We start from the raw sequence: 17,467 nt of genomic DNA, 5'->3' as shown, positions 1-17,467 counted from the left end.
GACCCACATCGGCGCCGGGCCCGCGCGGACGGGCCGCGGCCTCGCCGCCCAGTTGATCGCCCAGTCACTGCCACGATGATCGCGAGCCGAATCCGCCCCTCGGCACTAATATGACGCTCGTACGGTTTAGCATCTTCGGCGAGGGGAGCAGCTCATGTGGGATCCCGAGAAGTACCGCAGATTCGGCGACCACCGTTCGCGGCCGTTCTTCGAACTGATCGCGCGCATCGACGCCGAGAATCCACGCCGGGTGGTCGACCTGGGGTGCGGGCCCGGGCAGCTGACCGGCGTGCTCGCTCAGCGGTGGCCGAAGGCGCGGATCGACGCGTTCGATTCCTCGCCCGAAATGGTCGCGGCCGCACGGGAATCCGGTATCGACGCCGAAGTGCGCTCCGCCGAGGAGTGGCAGCCCGCACCCGATACCGACGTCGTGGTGACCAACGCGGTGCTGCAATGGGTGCCGATGCATACCGAGCTGCTGCCGCGATGGGTGGCGGCGCTGCCGTCCGGGGCGTGGCTGGCATTGCAGGTGCCGGGCAACTTCGACGCACCCTCCCATGTCGCCATCCGCGAACTCGCCGCGCGCGACGAGTGGCGGCCGCGCCTGGAATCGAGCGGTATCCTGCAACCCCGCGACGTCCTCGACCCGAGCGGTTACGCGGCGGTGCTCACCGCGGCCGGATGCACGGTCGACGCCTGGGAGACCACCTATCTGCAGCTGCTGACCGGCACGGATCCGGTCCTCGAGTGGGTGACCGGGACCGCCCTGCGACCGGTGCGCGGCGCCCTCGACGACGAGGAGTGGGCGCGCTTCACCACCCAGCTCGCCCCACTTCTGCGCGCGGCCTACCCCCAGCGTGCCGACGAGACGACGTGGTTGCCGTTCCGGCGAATCTTCGCCGTGGCGCACAAATCCGGCGATTAGCTGTCGAGCACCTCCCCCGGGCCGAACAGCAGCGTGGCGTCAACTCTTGTCGCCGGTCGTCACCGCGTTGTTGACCGGGCAGCTACCTTCGCTTCGGCCGCAGGCGTCGAAGTCGCAGAGGCGACACAGCCACGGTTGTGAACGGTCGTTGCCGCGGGCTGCGCGTTGTTCGGCTCTGGCGAGGGTCATCGTGGTCAGCATCGCGTCCAGCGTTGCCGCGAGATTGTCGATCTCGTCCGCGGACAACGCGGACAGCGCACTCGTCAGCGACTTCTCGCGCGTCCGGAGTATCCGTGCGGCCATGTCCCGGCCGTCCCGCGTGAGGACCACGGACACCGCCCGCCCATCCTGTGCGCCGCCGCGCTCGACGAGGCCTTCGGCGACGAGGCGGTCGACAAGGCGCACCGTGCCCGAGTGCGACAGGCCGAGAACGGAACTCAGCTGCGTGACCGATCCACCGTCCAGGAACTGATGCATCGCGGCAAGGGCGGCGGGGGCCGACGGGCCGAGCGCCGCGACCGCTTCGACGGCAGTGTTCATCCCGTCGGCGACGACGAGACTCAAGGCGCCCAGAACGTTGGCTGCATGGTGAAGGCTTGACTGGGTTTGCGTCACGGTCCTAGTTTATATGCATGAGTCACACATATTCCAGCGAAAACCGTTCTGCCTGAGCCCCCGCCCGGCGGCCACACCGTAGCGCCACGCCGTATCCGATCTGATCTCGCGCAGCCGCCCGTCCAGCAGGCCGAGGCGGGCACGCCGGCGGTAGATGACCGGCCCGGATGGGCGCACACAAACAACGAAGGACACAACCATGGAAGCACGCATGAAGAGCGTGGCGAATCCCGACTTGCTCACCGGAATCCAGCATCTGCACAAGGCAATTCACGCCGGTGGCGTCGATCCACTCGTGCTCGAGCTGGTCCATCTGCGGGCCAGCCAGATCAACGGCTGCAGCCCGTGCGTGTTCGCGGGCGTCGAGTCGGCGAGGAAGCTCGGGGAGACCGAGCAGCGGCTGCACAGCGTAGTCACCTGGCGCGAGACCCCGTTCTTCACCGAGGGGGAGCGGGCAGCGCTCGCGTTGACCGAAGCCGCCACCCGGATCCAGGACGGCTCGCCGGGAGTGACCGACGAGATCTGGGACGCGGCCGCCGACCACTTCGACGAGAACCAGATGTTCGCGATCATCCTGAACATCGCGATCACCAACTTCTTCAACCGGATCAACCACACGATCCGGGAGCAGGCCGGCAAGACCTGGTGAAGTCGCGGACCGCGTCCACAGCACGCCGGGCGCCCTCGGCGGCGGATTCCATGGTGGAGCGCAGTTCGGTGCGGGTCCAGTCACCGGCGCGGAACAGGCCACGCACCGGCGTGGTCTGGTCCAGGCGCAGGGATTCGAAGCCGGGATGCGCGGAGAAGGTCGCCTGGGATTGGTGAATCACCTTCGTGCGCAACACCTTCGCGGTCCGCGCCTCCGGATAGTGGCTGCGCAGCGATTCGAGCGCGGCCGCGACGAACGCCTCCCCGGGGCAGGTGCACAACCTCCCAGGACCACCGCGACGTGCGGCGCGCTCGCGCTCGGTCGACGAGATATTGAGCATCTATTTCACTCATCCGATCACGCTGCGAGGAACCGGCGTCGCACGCCCGGTCAACAAAGGCACGCCCCGGAAGGCGCACTCCCACCGCCCGCGCTCCCGGCAAGAGACGCGGCCGTAGCATCGAATGAGCTCCACCTTCGTCTGATAGCCCCGACCGATGCGGAGGACATCATGACCACACCGAGCGATTTCACATTCGAGAACGCGTACCAGGGCGAGGGCGGCCCGTTCTCGGGCGCCAAACCGCCCTGGAGTATCGGCGAGCCCCAACCCGAGCTGAAAGCGCTTGCCGACCAAGGGAAATTCCACGGCGACGTCCTCGACGTCGGCTGCGGCGAGGCCGCCATCTCGCTGTATCTGGCCGAGCGCGGCTTCACGACAGTCGGGCTGGACTCCGCCCCGACCGCCATCGAGCTGGCCCGCGCCGAGGCGCAACGACGCGGACTGACCACCGCCACCTACGAGGTCGCCGACATCACCTCGTTCACCGGGTACGACGGCAGGTTCGGCACCATCGTCGACAGCACCCTCTTCCACTCGATTCCGGTCGACCAGCGGGACGGGTATCAACGGTCGATCGTCCGGGCGGCGGCCCCGGGCGCGTCCTACTTCGTGCTCGTCTTCGACCGCAAGGCGTTGCCGGCCTCGCCCGAGGGATTCGGCCCCAATCCGGTGACCGAAGAGGAACTGCGCGAAGCGGTTTCGAAATACTGGGTCATCGACGACATCCGCCCGGCTCGCATCCACGGCAACGATCTCTCCCGCGACGCACCGGTGCGGTTCGAGGATGTGCGCGACGAGCCCGGCGGCCGCAGCTCGGTCCCCGCGTGGTTGCTGCAAGCCCACCTGGCTCTGGCCTGACGGCGTTGTCGGATACCCCCGGGCGATAGGGCCGGGCCCGGTTCGGGCCCGGCTCACATCATCGTGGTCAGCGTTCGTCCGGGAAGCGGCGATCCTCGTAGCGTCCGGGATCGGTGCCCTCGGTGTCGATGCGCTCCTTGCGCACGGTGTCGCCGACGGTCTCCTGTTCCTCGACATCGTCGACGGCCAGGCGCACGCGTTCGACCGGCACGGTCTCCTTGTCCACGGTCACCCGGTCGCGGTGCAGGGTGACCTCCTGTTCCTCGTCGCCCAGGGAGGTCTGCCCGTACGCGCCGGCGTCGGTGACCGGTTCGCGCTCCACGCGTACCTCTTCGTGGCTGGTCGGCACCGTGACGGTCTGATCCTCGGTGACGACGTACTTGCGCAGGCGCGCGGTGCCGACCGCCTCGCGCTGGGTGTCGACGTTCAAGCGTTCCTCGGAGCGGACCAGGCCCTGGTCGCCGGTGGGATCGGTGGCCGCGTGGCGTCCGGTCGGGCCGGCATCCGGACGCGCCGTCCCCTGCCCGTCGTCGCGCATGGCACGGCCGTAGGCGTCCCAGCCGGAGTGGTTCGGGTCGACGTGGTAGTGACGGAACAGTTGTTCCTCGCCTTCCCGGCTGATGTGCCCGTCCTGTTCCACAGCGGGCGCGGATTTGACCATTTCCTTGTCCACATTCACCCGTAGCGCGTCGGACTGCGGATTGTGCTGTGCCCCGACGAGCGGAACCAGCGAATCGTGGCGGAACAGGCCGGTGGACACCGATGCCCAGGTCGGCGAACCGGTTTCGTTGTTGACGTAGATGTTCTTGACCTTGCCGATCTTGTCGTCGTGCGAGTCGTACACGGTGCTGTCCATCAGAGTGTCGAGCTGTCCGGTCATGGTTGCTCTCCTCCGTACGGATGGGATGGATTCATCAGGGAATACGCCGGTGTGACCGGCCGTCGCCCCCGGCAGCCCAGCATGTTCGGCTACACGTCGGCAGGTACCCGGCAATCTTTCAGCGAAACCCGCAGGACGGGCATGAACCTCGATTCCATCCGGCTCGCCGGGGTCGTTCACGCAGCCACAGCACCCTGCCATATTTACCGATCTGACCTGTGGCGCTTTCGGATCTGGACGATCTCGCCGCCGATCGCCCCGTCAGCGACCGGGCGCGGGTACCGGTGCTGGGGTATCGCCGCCCGGCAGGCCGGCGCCCACTCCGCCCACATTGGTGATCGTCCGGTTACCGGAACACCGGAGGGTGACGGTGTAGCTCGCCGTCGCGGCGACACCGTCGGGGGTCTGGCGGCTGCGGGAGCTCATGTCGACGAAGACCTGCACCACATATCGATCGCCGTCGCGCTGAGAAACCTTGGCCGCCAGAGGTTTTGCGGTCGAGGTGTACTGCATCTCGGTCAGCAGCGGCCCGACCACATTCACGGCGGCGTCCATCTTCACCTTCAGCGCGTCGGTGATTCCGGTGTCGAGGGCTCTGCGCCAGAGCTACGAGTCATCGCAGCGCTCCGATCACCTGCAGCAGCACGACGGCATCCTTGGTCACATCGCCCTCGATGACCACGTTGAGCACGGCGGTCATGAATTGCGGGACGCGTTCGAGTCGCCGGCGGGCGGTGTCGGAGAACATGAATCCGAGACGGTCGCGCATATCGTGCAGGCGCTGGGACAGGTTCGCGGTGGCGGCGAGGGTGCGATCGAGTTCGGCGGTCCCGGCGGCGGCATCGTGGACATCGGCGGCCACTCCAGTGGCGAGTTGCCTTGTCTCCCCCGCGTTGTCGGGCAGAACGCTGTCGAGCCGCGCGATCGCGTCCTGCAGGCGGGTGATGCTGCCGCCGTTGACGAAGGTGGCGATGCGCTGCAGCATCTCCTCAACCTGCGGTCCCGGGTCGGTATCACGCAGCGAGATGGTGTCGCCGTCGCCGAGCAGCGGCCCGGCGCCGTCCGCCGGGGGCAGCAGCGCCAGATAGATATCGCCGAGCACCGTCGTCTGCCGCAGCTCGGCGCGCGTACCGCGGAGCAGTCGCACCGAGGAGCGAATCTCGACGTGCGCGACCGCGGCGTCGGCAGTCAGCTCGATCGATAGCTACCCGACCTCGGCGCCGTTGCCGCGCACCCGCGGGCAGGCTTCACGGACAACGGTTTCGCCGAGACCACCATGCAGCGCATCGCCGAGACCGCAGGGGTGGGCGTCGCGACCGTGTACCGCCGGTTCGGCCACAAACAGCATCTGGTCCGCCTGGCCATCCTCGACGAAGCGCTGCGGCTGACCACCCTGCTCGCCGAGGTGGCCGACCGCGCCACCGGCCCGGAGGAGGCGACCACCGAGGTGTTCGCCGCATTCGTGCACGAGGCGTCGGCGCCGAAACTGCTCACCCGCAGCATCCGCGAATCACCGGCCGCCGGTGAACTCACCGACTTCCTCACCGACGACACCGCCATCGGCGTCTCGCGCACGCTCGTCACCAGCCATCTGCGGCGCTGGCAGGACACCGGACGGTTGCCCGCCGATCTGGACCTCGCCATCGTCGGGGAGATGATCGCCCGGCTGATGATGTCGCTGATCGAAAACCCGGCCTCCGTCATCCCCCTCCAGGACACGGCGAAGGCCCGCGAGTTCGCCCGCGTCTATCTGGTGCCGCTGCTGCAGACTTGGCGCGTCGCGCCTGCCGACAGCTAACGGCCCGAAGCGCCTCCGCCCCGCGTCTCGGTGGCGAATACTGATCGGTGTCCGGGTGGCGTCATCACCGGGATACCGATTGTGCAGTGTGGAGTTGCGATGAGGCTGCGAGCTTCGACCCTGACCGTCCTCGCCGCCGCGTGTGTCGTGGCCGCCGCATTCGCTCCCGCCGCCGCGGGCCCACCGCTGCCGGGCACGGTGGATCTGCCCTGTGCGGCGGCGACCCTGCATCAGGACGTCGCGTGGTATCGGCCCGCGGGTACGCCACGCGGCCTGGTCTGGCTGCAGCACGGCTTCGCGCGCACCGAGGGCAACGTCGCCGCACTCGCGGAAACACTTTCCGCCGCTGGGTATCTCGTCTTCTCCCCCAGCCTGCCGTTCGTGAACCTCGACGGCTGCACCCTGCAGAACCTCGGCGACAATACCGCGTTCCTGGATCAGGTGGCCCGGCTGTTCGCCACCGCCGACGATCCCACCGGCCCGCTCGCCACCTCGGCGACGCGCGCCGGAGTCGGGCTGCCCGCGCTCCCGCGCTCGTTCGTGTTCATCGGTCATTCCGCCGGCGCCGAAGCCGTCGAATACGTCGCCCACCGCCTGCACACCTCCTCTCCGGCCGCGTGGGCGAAGCTGCGCGGGCTCGTCCTGCTGGACCCGGTGAAATCCTTCCTCGGCGCCGATACCGATGTCGCACTCGACGATCTCGCCGCCACCGACCTGCCCGTCCTGACCGTCTCCGGTCCGCCCGCGCTGTGCAACAACTTCGGCAGCGGAACCACCGCACTGCAGACCCATCTGCATCGCCCCTTCCTCGGGGTGCGCCTCGACACCGGCGAACACACCGACGCCGAAGGAACCTCGAGCGATCCGCTGGGCGAATTGCTCTGCGGGATACCACAACCGGCGAACGTGGCAACACTCCAGCACCTCGCCACCGGTTGGACCGGCGACTACGTCGACGGCACCACCGACTATCCGGCCGCCGCCGCGGGGGCCTTCGCCGAACACCTCGCCGAGCCCCTCACCGGAGCCTGACCGGAACCGGCGGACCGCTGCGGCCCGGCCCGGATTGCGCTCGGCGGCAATCGGTTCCGACGACCGGCCCGCAGCCACCCGGTCGAGCGTCCAAACTATTGTTCACCTGCGAAAACATATGCGAGAACAAGACGGCCGTAAGGCGTTAACGGTATGATCACAGTGGGTTTACGGTCTCGCCACAATGCCCTCGGTACTCTGAAACGGTCTACAGCGACGTACGATTTCACGCTCACCGCACAGCAATTCATGCTACAAGGGGACGCTACGTGTCGAATCCTGTGTATGCCCGCGTTCTGGGCCCTTTGACTCTCGCCCTCGACAATCGCAATGCGACGCCGACCGCACAGAAGCAACGGCAATTGCTGGCCTTGTTGTTGATTCGGCATTCGACGGTGGTTCCGGTCACGACCCTGATCGAAGAGCTGTGGAACGACGATCCGCCGCGCAGCGCGATAACGGTCGTGCAGACCTATGTTCTGGGTATCCGGAAGAAGATGGCGCAATATCTGGATGTGGACCAGGGCGAGATCGCGGACCGATATCTCCGCACCTGGAGCAAGGGATATATGTTCGACGCCCAGGACTGTGTCCTGGATTTGCGCGACTATCGCACGATGACCGACGCCGCCCGCTGCGCGCTGAATGCCGGTGACGACATGCGCGCGGTGGATCTGTTCACGGCGGCCGAAGCACTGTGGACCGGTCCGGCGCTGCTGGACGTGGAAAGCGGCCTGCCGCTGTCGGCCGAGCTGTCGCATCTGGAACAGGTGCGGCTGACCGACCTCGAACTGCGAATCGAAGCGCAGCTGCGGCTGGGCCGCTTCCGCGAGGTCTGCCCCGACCTGGCACGACTGACCGCGGAACAACCCCTGCACGAACGGCTGCAGGCCTACTACATGTACGCGCTGTGCCGTTCCGGCCGGCGGCATCGCGCTCTCGAGTCCTACCATGAATTCGCCCGTTCACTGCAGCGGGAACTCGGCCTGGATCCCTGTGTGAAATTACGCCGATTACACAGCGACATTCTCAACGCCTCCGACGAATCGGTGACCCTGATGCTCGAGCGCCGCCATGCCGGATATCTGATCGGCTGGCAGGCGGGCGCGCAACGTTCCGCGACGCCCGCCTGATCCGGCCGGCCTCATTCCGGGGCGGTACCCTCGAACATTTCTTCCACCAGGGCGGTGGTATGGGTACCGGCTCGGAATTTCGAATGATCGAGGACGTCCAGCAGAAATTCTCGAGTGGTGCACAATCGTTCGCCCTCGACCCGGAATTCCGTCAGCGCCCGGTTCATCCGCGCTATCGCGGCATCGCGATCGGGCGCCCACACGATGACTTTCGCGAGCAGCGAATCATAGTTCGGCGGCACCGAATAACCCGCCCGGATATGTGTGTCGACTCGGGTGAACGGACCGCCGGGCGCGGTGAATTCGGAAATCGTGGCGGGTGTCGGCGCGAATCCGGCCGCCGGATTCTCGGCATTGATCCGGCATTCGATCGCGGCCCCCTTCGGCTGAATGCGATCCTGCGTCCATGCCAGCGGTTCGCCGGCGGCGATCCTGATCTGCTCGGCGACCAGATCGATACCGGTGACCATTTCGGTGACCGGATGTTCGACCTGAATGCGGCAATTCACCTCCATGAAGTAATAGTTGCCGGCCGAGTCGAGCAGGAATTCGACGGTGCCGGCTCCGGTGTATCCGGCGGCGAGCACCCCGTCGACCGCGGATCGGCCGATCCGCGCGGCCAGCCCCTCCGGCAGCCGCGGCGCCGGTGACTCCTCCACCAGCTTCTGGTGCCTGCGCTGCACCGAGCAATCCCGCTCGCCGAGATGGACACCCGCTCCGAAGGTGTCACACAGCACCTGCACCTCCACATGCCGGGCGTGGTCGAGATACCGCTCGACATACACCCGGCTGTCGCCGAAGAGCATGCGGGCCGTGGCCCGGGTGTCCCGGTAGGCGCGGGCGAAATCGGCGCCGTCGTGCACCACCGCCATCCCGCGCCCGCCGCCGCCCGCGACGGCCTTGATGATCACCGGATACCCGATCCGGTCGGCGAGAGCCTGCGCCTCGTCGAATTCGAGAGCGTCGAGACTGCCCGGCAGCAGCGGCAACCCGGCCTTGGCCATCAGCGTGCGTGCCGACTGTTTGTCGCCCAGCTCGGCCATGACATCCGCGGGCGGTCCGATGAGGGTGACCCCGGCGGCCCGGCAGGCATCGGCGAAATCGGGTGATTCCGAAAGGAATCCGTAGCCCGGGTGGATGGCGTCGGCGCCGGTGATCTCAGCTGCCGTCAGAATGGCGGCCGCGTCGAGATAACTGCGTTTCGCCGCGGCCGGACCGATCCGCACGGCCTCGTCGGCGAAATCCACGACCGCCGAATCGTGGTCGGCCGCCGAATAGACCGCCACCGTGCGCACGCCCATTTCCCGGCAGGTGCGGGCCACCCGCAACGCGATCTCGCCGCGGTTGGCGATCAGAATCTTGTCGAACATTCGCGCCGCCTCTCTCACGCCGCCGTGCGGGCGGCGACGGGGAGTCCGAAGCGACGGAATCTGGCCCGCCGCTGCGCCGCCAGCTCCTCACCGCTGCGCCCGATCAAGGCTTGCAGCGTTTCGGCCAGGGCGCGGTGCAGCCGCTCGGCCGCCGCGTGCGGCGCCAGGGCATCGTCGTGGCCGAGCTCGGGCAGTACACCGTCGACGATGCCCAGCCGCAACAGGTCGCGGGCCGTGATGTGCAGTGCCGCAGCGGCTTCGGCCGAGGCGCTCGGGTCGTTCCACACGATGGCCGCACACCCTTCGGGGCTGATCACCGAGTAGACCGAGTCGGCCAGCATCAACACGCGGTTGGCGACCGCGAGCGCCAGCGCACCGCCGCTGCCGCCCTCGCCGATCACGACACTGATCACCGGAACGCGCAGGGCCGACATCAGGCGGATGTTCTCGGCGATGGCGACGGCCTGGCCCTGTTCCTCGGCGGTCGCGCCCGGGTAGGCGCCGGGCGTGTCGATGAGCGTGACGACCGGCAGGCCGAGCTTTTCCGCCAGGCGCATGAGCCGGGCGGCCTTGCGATATCCCGGCGGCGTCGGCATGCCGAAGTTGCGGGCCATGAGCTCCTTGGGATCGTGACCCTTCTGCTGGCCGATCACCATCACCGGCTGGTCGCCGAGCCAGGCCGGTCCGCCGACGACCGCCGGACAGTCGGCGCCGATGCGGTCACCACGCAGTTCGAGGAATCCGTCGAACGCGAGCGCCACATAGTCCAGCGCCGTCGGCCGGGTGATCTGCCGCGCGCGGTGGACCTGCTCCCACGCCTGGGTCTCGGGCAGCGACTGCGGATCGGTGACGATGCCGGCCGCCGCACCCGGTTCGCCGGTGGGATCGACCGGGCCCGCGATGCGCAGCAGCGAACCCAGCGTCGCGCGCAGGCCCGACCGCGGCACGATCATGTCGATGAGGCCGTGCTCGAGCAGGAATTCCGCGGTCTGGAACTGCGGCGGCAGTTCCTGGCGGATCGTCTGCTCGATGACCCGGCGACCGGCGAAGCCCAGCCGGGCGCCGGGTTCGGCGATCAGCACGTCGGTCAGCGTCGCGAACGAGGCGGCGACACCGCCGTAGGTCGGATCGGTGATCAGGCTGACGGTGAGGATGCCCGCGCGATCGAGCTGCTCGAGCGCCGCGCTGGTCTTGGCCATCTGCATCAGCGACAGCGGCCCCTCCTGCATGCGGGCGCCGCCGGAGGCGGTGACCAGCAGCAGCGGAATGCGTTCGGTCAGGGCGTATTCCGCCGCCACCGTGATCATCTCCCCCACCGCGGTGCCCAGGCTGCCGCCGAGGAAGCGGAAGTCCATGGCGACGATCACGACCGCGGAGCCCTCGATGCGGGCGGTCGCGCACACGACCGCGTCGCGTAGTCCAGTGCGCGCCCGCGCGCCGGCCAGCCGATCGGCATACGGCACGACGTCGTGGAAGTTCAGCGGGTCGTCCTCGGTGCCGGCGATGGGCAGCGGCTCGAACCGGCCCTCGTCGGCCAGCTGGCGCAATCGCTGCTCGGCGGACAGGGTGGTGTGCCGGCCACATTCGCCGCACACGCCCAGGTCTCGCTCGAAACGCTTGCGATACAGCGGAATCCGGCAGCCCGGGCACAGTACCCAGTCCGCGGTGTGGGAGCTTGGCGGCGTCTTCACGGGGTGTCTCCTGTGCTCGATCGGCCACGGTCAGCCGGACCGCAGCGTCCGGTGTGCCCAGGTTCGCGCGGCGCCCTCGAGGACAGCTCGATAGCGCTGCTCGAGCGGGGCTAGAGCGGCCCGCTTCACCCTGATCGTGATCTCGGGGACTTTCGGGACTCTTCGGCGAGAAGGGACAACAGCTGTGTACGCCAATGCATTCGGAGGTTCGTTATGAACCGTCGTGTCGTCGTGACCGGGCTCGGAGTTCGTGCGCCCGGCGGTAACGGCAAGGACGAATTCTGGAAATTGCTCTCGGAGGGGCGCACCGCCACCCGCCGGATCAGCTTCTTCGACGCCTCGCCCTACCGGTCGCAGGTGGCCGGCGAAGCCGATTTCGACGCGGCCCGGGAAGGGCTGTCACCCAGGGAGATTCGCCGCATGGACCGCGCCGCGCAGTTCGCGGTGGTGTGTGCCCGGGAAGCGGTCGCCGACAGCGGCCTCACCGTGGATGCGCTCGATCCGCAGCGCGTCGGCGTCAGCCTCGGCAGTGCCGTGGCCGCCGCGACGAGCCTGGAACAGGAATATCTGGTGCTGTCGGACTCCGGCCGCAACTGGGTGGTCGACGAGAAGCACGTCTCGCCCTACATGTTCGACTACATGGTGCCGAGTGTGATGCCGGCCGAGGTGGCGTGGAGTGTGGGCGCCGAGGGGCCGGTCGCCATGGTGTCCAACGGGTGCACCTCCGGGCTCGACTCGGTCGGGCACGCGGTGCAGTTGATCCGTGAAGGCTCCGCCGACGTGGTGCTGGCCGGCGCCGCCGATACCCCTATCACACCGATCGTGGTGGCCTGCTTCGACGCGATCAAGGCGACCACGCCGCGCAACGACGATGCCGAGCACGCCTCGCGCCCGTTCGACAACTCCCGCAACGGTTTCGTTCTCGCCGAAGGCGCGGCGATGTTCGTGCTCGAGGAGTACGACAGCGCCCGCCGCCGCGGCGCGCACATCTACGCCGAGATCACCGGCTACGCGACGCGCTGCAACGCCTACCACATGACCGGCCTCAAGGCCGACGGCCGCGAGATGGCCGAGGCGATCCGGGTGGCCCTCGACGAATCGCGGGTCGATCCCACCGCCGTCGACTACGTCAACGCGCACGGCTCGGGCACCCGCCAGAACGATCGCCACGAAACCGCCGCGGTGAAGCGCAGTCTCGGCGAGCACGCCTACCGCACGCCCATGAGTTCGATCAAATCGATGGTGGGGCATTCGCTGGGCGCGATCGGCTCGGTGGAGATCGCGGCCTGCCTGCTCGCGCTGCAGCACCAGGTGGTGCCACCGACGGCCAATCTGCACGAGCCGGATCCGGAATGCGATCTCGACTACGTCCCGCTCACCGCCCGCGACCACCGCATCGACACGGTACTCAGCGTCGGCAGCGGTTTCGGCGGCTTCCAGAGCGCGATGGTGCTGCGCCGCCCGCAGGGGGTGCCGGCATGAGCGTCGTGACGGGAATGGGCGTGGTGGCGCCCAACGGGCTGGGCCTGGACCACTTCTGGGACGCCGTGCTGGCGGGCCGCGGGGCGATCGCGCCGCTGACCCGCTTCGACACCACCGGGTCCGGTGCGACACTCGCCGGCCAGGTGGCCGAGTTCGACGCCGGCAAATACCTGCCGAGCCGGCTGCTGCCGCAGACCGACGTCTCCACCCGGATGGCACTGGTGGCCGCCCAGTGGGCACTCGACGACGCGAAGGTCGACCCCACCGCACTCACCGACTACGGCATGGGCGTGGTCACCGGAAACGCTTCCGGCGGTTTCGAATTCACCCACCGCGAATTCAACAAGCTGTGGTCGCGCGGCTCCGAGCACGTGAGCGTGTACGAGTCGTTCGCCTGGTTCTACGCGGTGAACACCGGCCAGATCTCGATCCGGCACGGCATGCGGGGACCGAGCAGTGCGCTGGTCGCCGATCAGGCCGGCGGCCTGGACGCCGTCGGCCACGCCCGGCGCACCGTGCGCCGCGGCACACCCCTGGTCGTCACCGGCGGCGTCGATTCGGCGCTCGACCCGTGGGGCTGGGTCTCCCACATCGCGGCCGGAACGGTCAGTACCGCAACCGATCCCGCGCGCGCCTATCTGCCGTTCGACGCGCAGGCGGCGGGCAACGTGCCGGGCGAGGGCGGAGCCATGCTGGTCCTCGAGGATGCCGCGGCGGCCCAGGCCCGGGGCGTGCCCGACTGTTACGGCGAAATCGCCGGCTACGCGCAGACTTTCGATCCGCCGCCGGGTTCGCCGCGCCCGCCGGGACTGCAACGGGCCATCGAGCTGGCACTCGCCGATGCCGGACTGCGCAGCGACGACATCGATGTCGTCTTCGCCGACGCCGCCGGTGTCCCCGACGCCGACCGTGCCGAGGCGGCGGCCCTCGAGGCCGTCTTCGGACCGGGCGGGGTCCCGGTGACCGCCACGAAACCGCTCACCGGGCGGCTGTTCTCCGGCGCGGGCCCCCTCGACATCGTCACCTGCCTGCTGGCCATGCGCGACGCGGTGATCCCGCCGACCGTGGCCACCACCGAACTCGCCGACGGATGCCGGATCGATCTGGTCCGCGGCGAACCGCGTTCGGCCGACCTCGGCGCCGGATTGGTGCTCGCGCGCGGCCGGTGGGGTTTCAACTCCGCGGTGGTCGTCCGCGCGCACCCGCGCTGACCCCGCAGCACAGCAATCGCACCATCCCTTCGAATGCACTCAGGAGCAGATCATGACCATCACCATCGACACCCTGCGCCGAATCCTCGTGGCCTGCGCCGGCGGCGACGAGGACGCCCCCGAACTCGCCGGTGACATCGCCGAGGTCGAGTTCGAGGAGCTCGGCTACGACTCACTGGCACTGATCGAAACCGCCTCGCGTATCCAGCGCGAGTTCGGGGTGACGGTTCCCGAGGAACAGCTCATCGACGTCAAGACTCCGCAGGAGCTGATCGACATCGTCAACCAGCAGCTGGCGGGTGTGGCATGACCATCCGCACGACTCACACCCGTGTCGTCGAGGCGCCCGCGGACGAGGTCTACGGGCTGGTCGCCGATGTCGGGCGCTGGCCGGTGATCTTCGAACCCAGTGTGCTGGTGCGGCATCTGCACCGCGGCGCCGACGAGGAACGGTTTCGGCTGTGGGCGACGGTGAACGGGCAGGTCACCGACTGGACCTCGCGCCGGACCCTGGACCCCGCCGGCCGCCGCATCACCTTCGAGCAGGAACGCAGCCGGGCGCCGATCGCCTCCATGGGCGGGCAGTGGACGTTCGACGAAACCGGCCCGCGCACAACGACTGTCACCCTCGATCACCACTTCACCGTGGCCGACGGTGTGGATCCGGACGAGATCACCGGCGCGGTCGACCGCAACAGCGTGGCCGAGCTGGCGGCGCTGGCGCGGATCGCCGAGCTGGGGCATCCGGTCGACGACATCATCGTCACCTTCGAAGATCGCGTGACCCTCGAGGCGACGGCAGCCGAGCTCTACGAGTTCGTCTATCACAGCGACCGCTGGCCCGAGCACGTTCCGCACGTCGGCCGGGTGGATCTCACCGAGGACGCCGACGGGGTGCAGCTGATGGAGATGGACACCGTCACCGAAGGCGGTATACCGCACACCACCCGGTCGATCCGGATCTGTGTCCCGGCCGAACGCATCGACTACAAACAGCAGCTGCCGCCCGCGATGCTGTTCGGGCACAGCGGCGCCTGGGAATTCGCCGACGATCCCGCCGGCGTGGTGGTCACCGCTCGCCACACGGTGGCGATCAACCCCGCCGCCGCGCGTGAAATCCTCGGTCCCGGAACCGGACTCGCCGAGGCGCGCGCCTATCTGGGCGAGGCCCTCGGCACCAACAGCCGCAACACCCTGCTGTGCGCGGTGCGATACATCGCGGCCCGCCGCGCCGACTCCGCGAAAACCCCGTCATGACGGCGACCGGAAGTCCGCGCCTGGCAGAACCGGTGGTGCAGGAGGTGGCCGAAGGTGTCTTCGCCTACACCCACGGCCACGGGGGCTGGTGCGTCAGCAACGCCGGCGTGGTCGCCGGGCCCGACGGTGCGCTGGTGATCGACACGCTCGCCACCGAGGATCGCACCCGCGGCCTGATCCAGCACGTGGATCGGGTCGCCGGCGGGCCGGCGCGCACCGTGGTCAACACCCATCACCACGGCGACCACAACTTCGGCAACCATCTGTTCGGACCCGCCGCGGTGCTCATCGGACACGACCGGATCCGCGCCGAGATGATCGAGACCGGGCTGGCCCTGACGCAGTTGTGGCCGCAGGTCCGGTGGGGCGACGTGCGAGTCACGCCACCCTCGGTCACCTTCTCCGACCGGCTGACGCTGCACGTCGGCGACCGGCGGGTCGAGCTGATCCATCCGGGTCCGGCGGCGCACACCACCAACGACGTGGTGGCATGGCTGCCCGCGGAGAAGGTGCTGTTCGCCGGGGATCTGGTGATGTCGGGCGCGGCGCCGTTCTGCTTGTTCGGTTCGGTCGAGGGCACCCTCGCCGCGGTCCGGACGCTGGCCGGGCTGGGCGCGGAAACCGTTGTGGCGGGCCATGGTCCGGTCACCGGACCGGAGATCTTCGATCAGACGATCCGGTATCTGGAGTGGATCCTCAGGTTGGCGCTCGACGGCCGGGCATTGGGGCTGACTCCGCTCGGCATCGCCCTCGAGGCCGATCCCGGCGAGTTCGCCGATCTGGTGGATGCCGAACGGGTGGTCGGCAATCTGCATCGCGCGTATGCCGAGGCCGACGGCGCGGCACCGGGGGCGCCGCTGGACGTGCTCGCCATCTTCGACGAGATGGTCGGCTACAACGACGGCCGGTTACCGGCGTGCCTGGCATGAGCGAGCGCAGCGAGCGAGAGGCCGGCACAGCCGAGCGGGAAACGGACACGGCCGAGACCGTGGATGTGTGTGTGGTGGGCGGCGGACCGGCGGGACTGGTCGCCGGTGTGCTGCTGGCCCGGTCCGGAGCGAAAGTTCTCGTGCTGGAGAAACATCCGGACTTCCTGCGCGACTTCCGCGGTGACACGGTGCATCCGTCGACGCTGACGGTGATGGACGAGCTCGGGCTCGCCGAGGAGTTTCTCCGGCTGCCGCATGTGCGGACACCGCAGCTGCCGATGGCGACCGCGATGGGACCGGTCGTGTTCGCCGACTTCCGCCGGCTGCCCGGCCCGTTTCCGTTCGTGGCGTTCATGCCGCAGTGGGACGTGTTGAACTTCCTAGCCGAAACCGGTCGCCGGTATCCGGGATTCCGTCTGCTGCAACGGGCGGAGGTCACCGAACTGCGCGAGTCCGGTGGCACCGTCACCGGCGTGCGCGCCGCCACCCCGGACGGTCCGCTCGAGGTCCGGGCCCGCCTCGTGATCGCCGCCGACGGACGCAATTCGCTGGTGCGCACCAGCGGCGCGCTCGCGGTGGCGGCGAGCCGGGCGCCGATGGACGTGTTGTGGTTCCGGGTGGGCAAACCCGCGGGCGAGAGCCTGCCGACGGTTCGCAGCGGCAAGGGCTTCTTCATCGTCTGCATCGATCGCGGCGACTACCTGCAGGTCGCCTACATGATCCCCAAAGGCGGATTCGAGGCGATCCGGGCCGGTGGGCTGCCCAGGTTCCGGGCGCAGCTCGCGACCATCTATCCGGTGCTGGCGCCGGGGCTCGAGGCCGCGATTCGCGACTGGGACGATGTGAAGCCGCTCGATGTGCGGGTGGACCGGCTGCGGCACTGGTGCCGGCCCGGCCTGCTGGCGATCGGTGATGCCGCGCACGCGATGTCGCCGGCGGGCGGTGTCGGTATCAACCTCGCGGTCCAGGACGCCGTCGCCGCCGCGCGGCTGCTGGCGCCCACACTGGCCGCGGGCGGCATGCCGAGTCTCGCACAGTTGCGCGCGGTGCAGCGCCGCCGCGAATTCCCCATGCAGGTGGTGCAATTCGCGCAATTGCGCCTGCTCGCCGACCTGTATCCGAACGCCGGAGGACCCAGCACCGACAAGCCGCTGCTGGCCCGGCTGCTGCGTCGCTTCCCCGGACTCTCACACGTGGTGGCACGGGTGATCGGCCTCGGGATCCGGCCCGAGCACGTCCCGCCGGCCCACGGCGACCATCTCATCGTTTCCGGTACCTAGTTTCGAGCACCCAG

18 protein-coding genes and 1 pseudogene are annotated in these 17,467 nt (G+C 68.7%); 12 read left to right on the top strand and 7 right to left on the bottom strand.

Translation table 11 applies throughout. The annotated features are described in order from the left end of the window. Positions 1 to 154 precede the first annotated feature (154 nt). Entirely contained in the window at positions 155 to 925 is a 771-nt protein-coding gene (locus NN2_RS08710) for a trans-aconitate 2-methyltransferase (RefSeq protein ID WP_063012037.1), read from the top strand. Positions 926 to 964: 39 nt separating this feature from the next. Here the strand turns inward: NN2_RS08710 and NN2_RS08705 are convergent, their stop codons facing one another. Then, positions 965 to 1,540, bottom strand: coding sequence for a MarR family winged helix-turn-helix transcriptional regulator (locus NN2_RS08705; RefSeq protein ID WP_146098780.1), 576 nt, complete (start codon positions 1,538 to 1,540; stop codon positions 965 to 967). A gap of 199 nt (positions 1,541 to 1,739) precedes the next feature. Between NN2_RS08705 and NN2_RS08700 the strand changes: the two genes are divergently transcribed. Then, positions 1,740 to 2,189 (top strand): carboxymuconolactone decarboxylase family protein, encoded by a 450-nt coding sequence (locus NN2_RS08700; RefSeq protein ID WP_063012033.1) that lies wholly within the window; start codon positions 1,740 to 1,742, stop codon positions 2,187 to 2,189. Here the strand turns inward: NN2_RS08700 and NN2_RS08695 are convergent. Then, positions 2,149 to 2,529, bottom strand: coding sequence for an FAD-dependent oxidoreductase (locus tag NN2_RS08695; RefSeq protein ID WP_063012031.1), 381 nt, complete (start codon positions 2,527 to 2,529; stop codon positions 2,149 to 2,151). The genes NN2_RS08700 and NN2_RS08695 overlap by 41 nt on opposite strands. 171 nt (positions 2,530 to 2,700) lie before the next feature. Between NN2_RS08695 and NN2_RS08690 the strand changes: the two genes are divergently transcribed. Then, positions 2,701 to 3,390, top strand: a complete 690-nt coding sequence (locus tag NN2_RS08690; RefSeq protein ID WP_063012029.1) for a class I SAM-dependent methyltransferase — start codon at positions 2,701 to 2,703, stop codon at positions 3,388 to 3,390. 67 nt (positions 3,391 to 3,457) lie between these two features. Here the strand turns inward: NN2_RS08690 and NN2_RS08685 are convergent, their stop codons facing one another. From NN2_RS08685 to NN2_RS08675, 3 genes are all read right to left on the bottom strand, one after another. After that, positions 3,458 to 4,270, bottom strand: a complete 813-nt coding sequence (locus tag NN2_RS08685; protein WP_063012027.1) for a DUF2382 domain-containing protein — start codon at positions 4,268 to 4,270, stop codon at positions 3,458 to 3,460. A gap of 261 nt (positions 4,271 to 4,531) precedes the next feature. Beyond that, positions 4,532 to 4,825: a hypothetical protein gene (locus NN2_RS08680; RefSeq protein ID WP_063012025.1), complete on the bottom strand. Its 294-nt coding sequence runs from the start codon at positions 4,823 to 4,825 to the stop codon at positions 4,532 to 4,534. Between the two features lie 58 nt (positions 4,826 to 4,883). Then, entirely contained in the window at positions 4,884 to 5,417 is a 534-nt protein-coding gene (locus NN2_RS08675; protein WP_063012023.1) for an MlaD family protein, read from the bottom strand. A 90-nt stretch (positions 5,418 to 5,507) separates the two neighbouring features. Here NN2_RS08675 and NN2_RS08670 point away from each other — a divergent pair. From NN2_RS08670 to NN2_RS08660, 3 genes and pseudogenes are all read left to right on the top strand, one after another. Next, positions 5,508 to 6,068, top strand: a pseudogene (locus tag NN2_RS08670) (TetR/AcrR family transcriptional regulator); the annotation flags it as partial. A 99-nt stretch (positions 6,069 to 6,167) separates the two neighbouring features. Next, the gene (locus tag NN2_RS08665) at positions 6,168 to 7,100 is read left to right on the top strand and encodes an alpha/beta fold hydrolase (protein ID WP_063012022.1); all 933 of its coding nucleotides are present in this window, start codon (positions 6,168 to 6,170) and stop codon (positions 7,098 to 7,100) included. Between the two features lie 269 nt (positions 7,101 to 7,369). Beyond that, on the top strand, positions 7,370 to 8,233 hold the full coding sequence (locus NN2_RS08660) for an AfsR/SARP family transcriptional regulator (RefSeq protein WP_081879522.1): 864 nt from the start codon (positions 7,370 to 7,372) through the stop codon (positions 8,231 to 8,233). A gap of 11 nt (positions 8,234 to 8,244) precedes the next feature. On the opposite strand, the gene NN2_RS08655 is transcribed toward NN2_RS08660, so the two are convergent. Both NN2_RS08655 and accA read right to left on the bottom strand, forming a co-directional pair. After that, on the bottom strand, positions 8,245 to 9,603 hold the full coding sequence (locus NN2_RS08655) for an acetyl-CoA carboxylase biotin carboxylase subunit (RefSeq protein WP_063012020.1): 1,359 nt from the start codon (positions 9,601 to 9,603) through the stop codon (positions 8,245 to 8,247). Between the two features lie 14 nt (positions 9,604 to 9,617). Then, on the bottom strand, positions 9,618 to 11,294 hold the full coding sequence (gene accA / locus NN2_RS08650; RefSeq protein WP_156511278.1) for an acetyl-CoA carboxylase carboxyl transferase subunit alpha: 1,677 nt from the start codon (positions 11,292 to 11,294) through the stop codon (positions 9,618 to 9,620). Between the two features lie 213 nt (positions 11,295 to 11,507). Between accA and NN2_RS08645 the strand changes: the two genes are divergently transcribed. The 6 genes from NN2_RS08645 to NN2_RS08620 are packed head-to-tail and all read left to right on the top strand — an operon-like array spanning position 11,508 to position 17,453. Next, entirely contained in the window at positions 11,508 to 12,776 is a 1,269-nt protein-coding gene (locus NN2_RS08645; protein ID WP_063012016.1) for a beta-ketoacyl-[acyl-carrier-protein] synthase family protein, read from the top strand. Next, complete coding sequence (locus NN2_RS08640; protein WP_063012014.1) at positions 12,773 to 13,987, top strand: ketosynthase chain-length factor; 1,215 nt, start codon at positions 12,773 to 12,775, stop codon at positions 13,985 to 13,987. The genes NN2_RS08645 and NN2_RS08640 overlap by 4 nt, the downstream gene beginning before the upstream one ends. A gap of 52 nt (positions 13,988 to 14,039) precedes the next feature. Continuing rightward, entirely contained in the window at positions 14,040 to 14,297 is a 258-nt protein-coding gene (locus tag NN2_RS08635; RefSeq protein ID WP_030515841.1) for an acyl carrier protein, read from the top strand. Next, positions 14,294 to 15,244 carry an aromatase/cyclase gene (locus tag NN2_RS08630; protein WP_063012012.1) on the top strand — a complete coding sequence of 317 codons (951 nt, stop codon included), beginning with the start codon at positions 14,294 to 14,296 and terminating at the stop codon, positions 15,242 to 15,244. The genes NN2_RS08635 and NN2_RS08630 overlap by 4 nt, the downstream gene beginning before the upstream one ends. Continuing rightward, positions 15,241 to 16,173, top strand: coding sequence for an MBL fold metallo-hydrolase (locus tag NN2_RS08625; protein WP_063012010.1), 933 nt, complete (start codon positions 15,241 to 15,243; stop codon positions 16,171 to 16,173). The genes NN2_RS08630 and NN2_RS08625 overlap by 4 nt, the downstream gene beginning before the upstream one ends. Then, on the top strand, positions 16,170 to 17,453 hold the full coding sequence (locus NN2_RS08620) for an FAD-dependent oxidoreductase (RefSeq protein WP_063012008.1): 1,284 nt from the start codon (positions 16,170 to 16,172) through the stop codon (positions 17,451 to 17,453). Before NN2_RS08625 ends, NN2_RS08620 begins: the two co-directional genes overlap by 4 nt. Positions 17,454 to 17,467 lie beyond the last annotated feature (14 nt).

The organism is Nocardia nova NBRC 15556 (genome assembly GCF_001613005.1).
Lineage (GTDB): Bacteria > Actinomycetota > Actinomycetes > Mycobacteriales > Mycobacteriaceae > Nocardia > Nocardia nova.
Note: the sequence above shows the minus strand (reverse complement) of the source record. Positions and strands in the feature narration are given on the sequence as shown.

Coding starts and splice junctions, on each gene's coding strand:
- NN2_RS08640 (WP_063012014.1), top strand. CDS start 12,773: ATGAGCGTCGTGACGGGAATGGGCGTGGTGGCGCCCAACGGGCTGGGC.
- NN2_RS08700 (WP_063012033.1), top strand. CDS start 1,740: ATGGAAGCACGCATGAAGAGCGTGGCGAATCCCGACTTGCTCACCGGA.
- NN2_RS08625 (WP_063012010.1), top strand. CDS start 15,241: ATGACGGCGACCGGAAGTCCGCGCCTGGCAGAACCGGTGGTGCAGGAG.
- NN2_RS08695 (WP_063012031.1), bottom strand. CDS start 2,529: ATGCTCAATATCTCGTCGACCGAGCGCGAGCGCGCCGCACGTCGCGGT.
- NN2_RS08690 (WP_063012029.1), top strand. CDS start 2,701: ATGACCACACCGAGCGATTTCACATTCGAGAACGCGTACCAGGGCGAG.
- NN2_RS08645 (WP_063012016.1), top strand. CDS start 11,508: ATGAACCGTCGTGTCGTCGTGACCGGGCTCGGAGTTCGTGCGCCCGGC.
- NN2_RS08620 (WP_063012008.1), top strand. CDS start 16,170: ATGAGCGAGCGCAGCGAGCGAGAGGCCGGCACAGCCGAGCGGGAAACG.
- NN2_RS08630 (WP_063012012.1), top strand. CDS start 14,294: ATGACCATCCGCACGACTCACACCCGTGTCGTCGAGGCGCCCGCGGAC.
- NN2_RS08680 (WP_063012025.1), bottom strand. CDS start 4,825: ATGGACGCCGCCGTGAATGTGGTCGGGCCGCTGCTGACCGAGATGCAG.
- NN2_RS08685 (WP_063012027.1), bottom strand. CDS start 4,270: ATGACCGGACAGCTCGACACTCTGATGGACAGCACCGTGTACGACTCG.
- NN2_RS08710 (WP_063012037.1), top strand. CDS start 155: ATGTGGGATCCCGAGAAGTACCGCAGATTCGGCGACCACCGTTCGCGG.
- NN2_RS08665 (WP_063012022.1), top strand. CDS start 6,168: ATGAGGCTGCGAGCTTCGACCCTGACCGTCCTCGCCGCCGCGTGTGTC.
- NN2_RS08655 (WP_063012020.1), bottom strand. CDS start 9,603: ATGTTCGACAAGATTCTGATCGCCAACCGCGGCGAGATCGCGTTGCGG.
- NN2_RS08635 (WP_030515841.1), top strand. CDS start 14,040: ATGACCATCACCATCGACACCCTGCGCCGAATCCTCGTGGCCTGCGCC.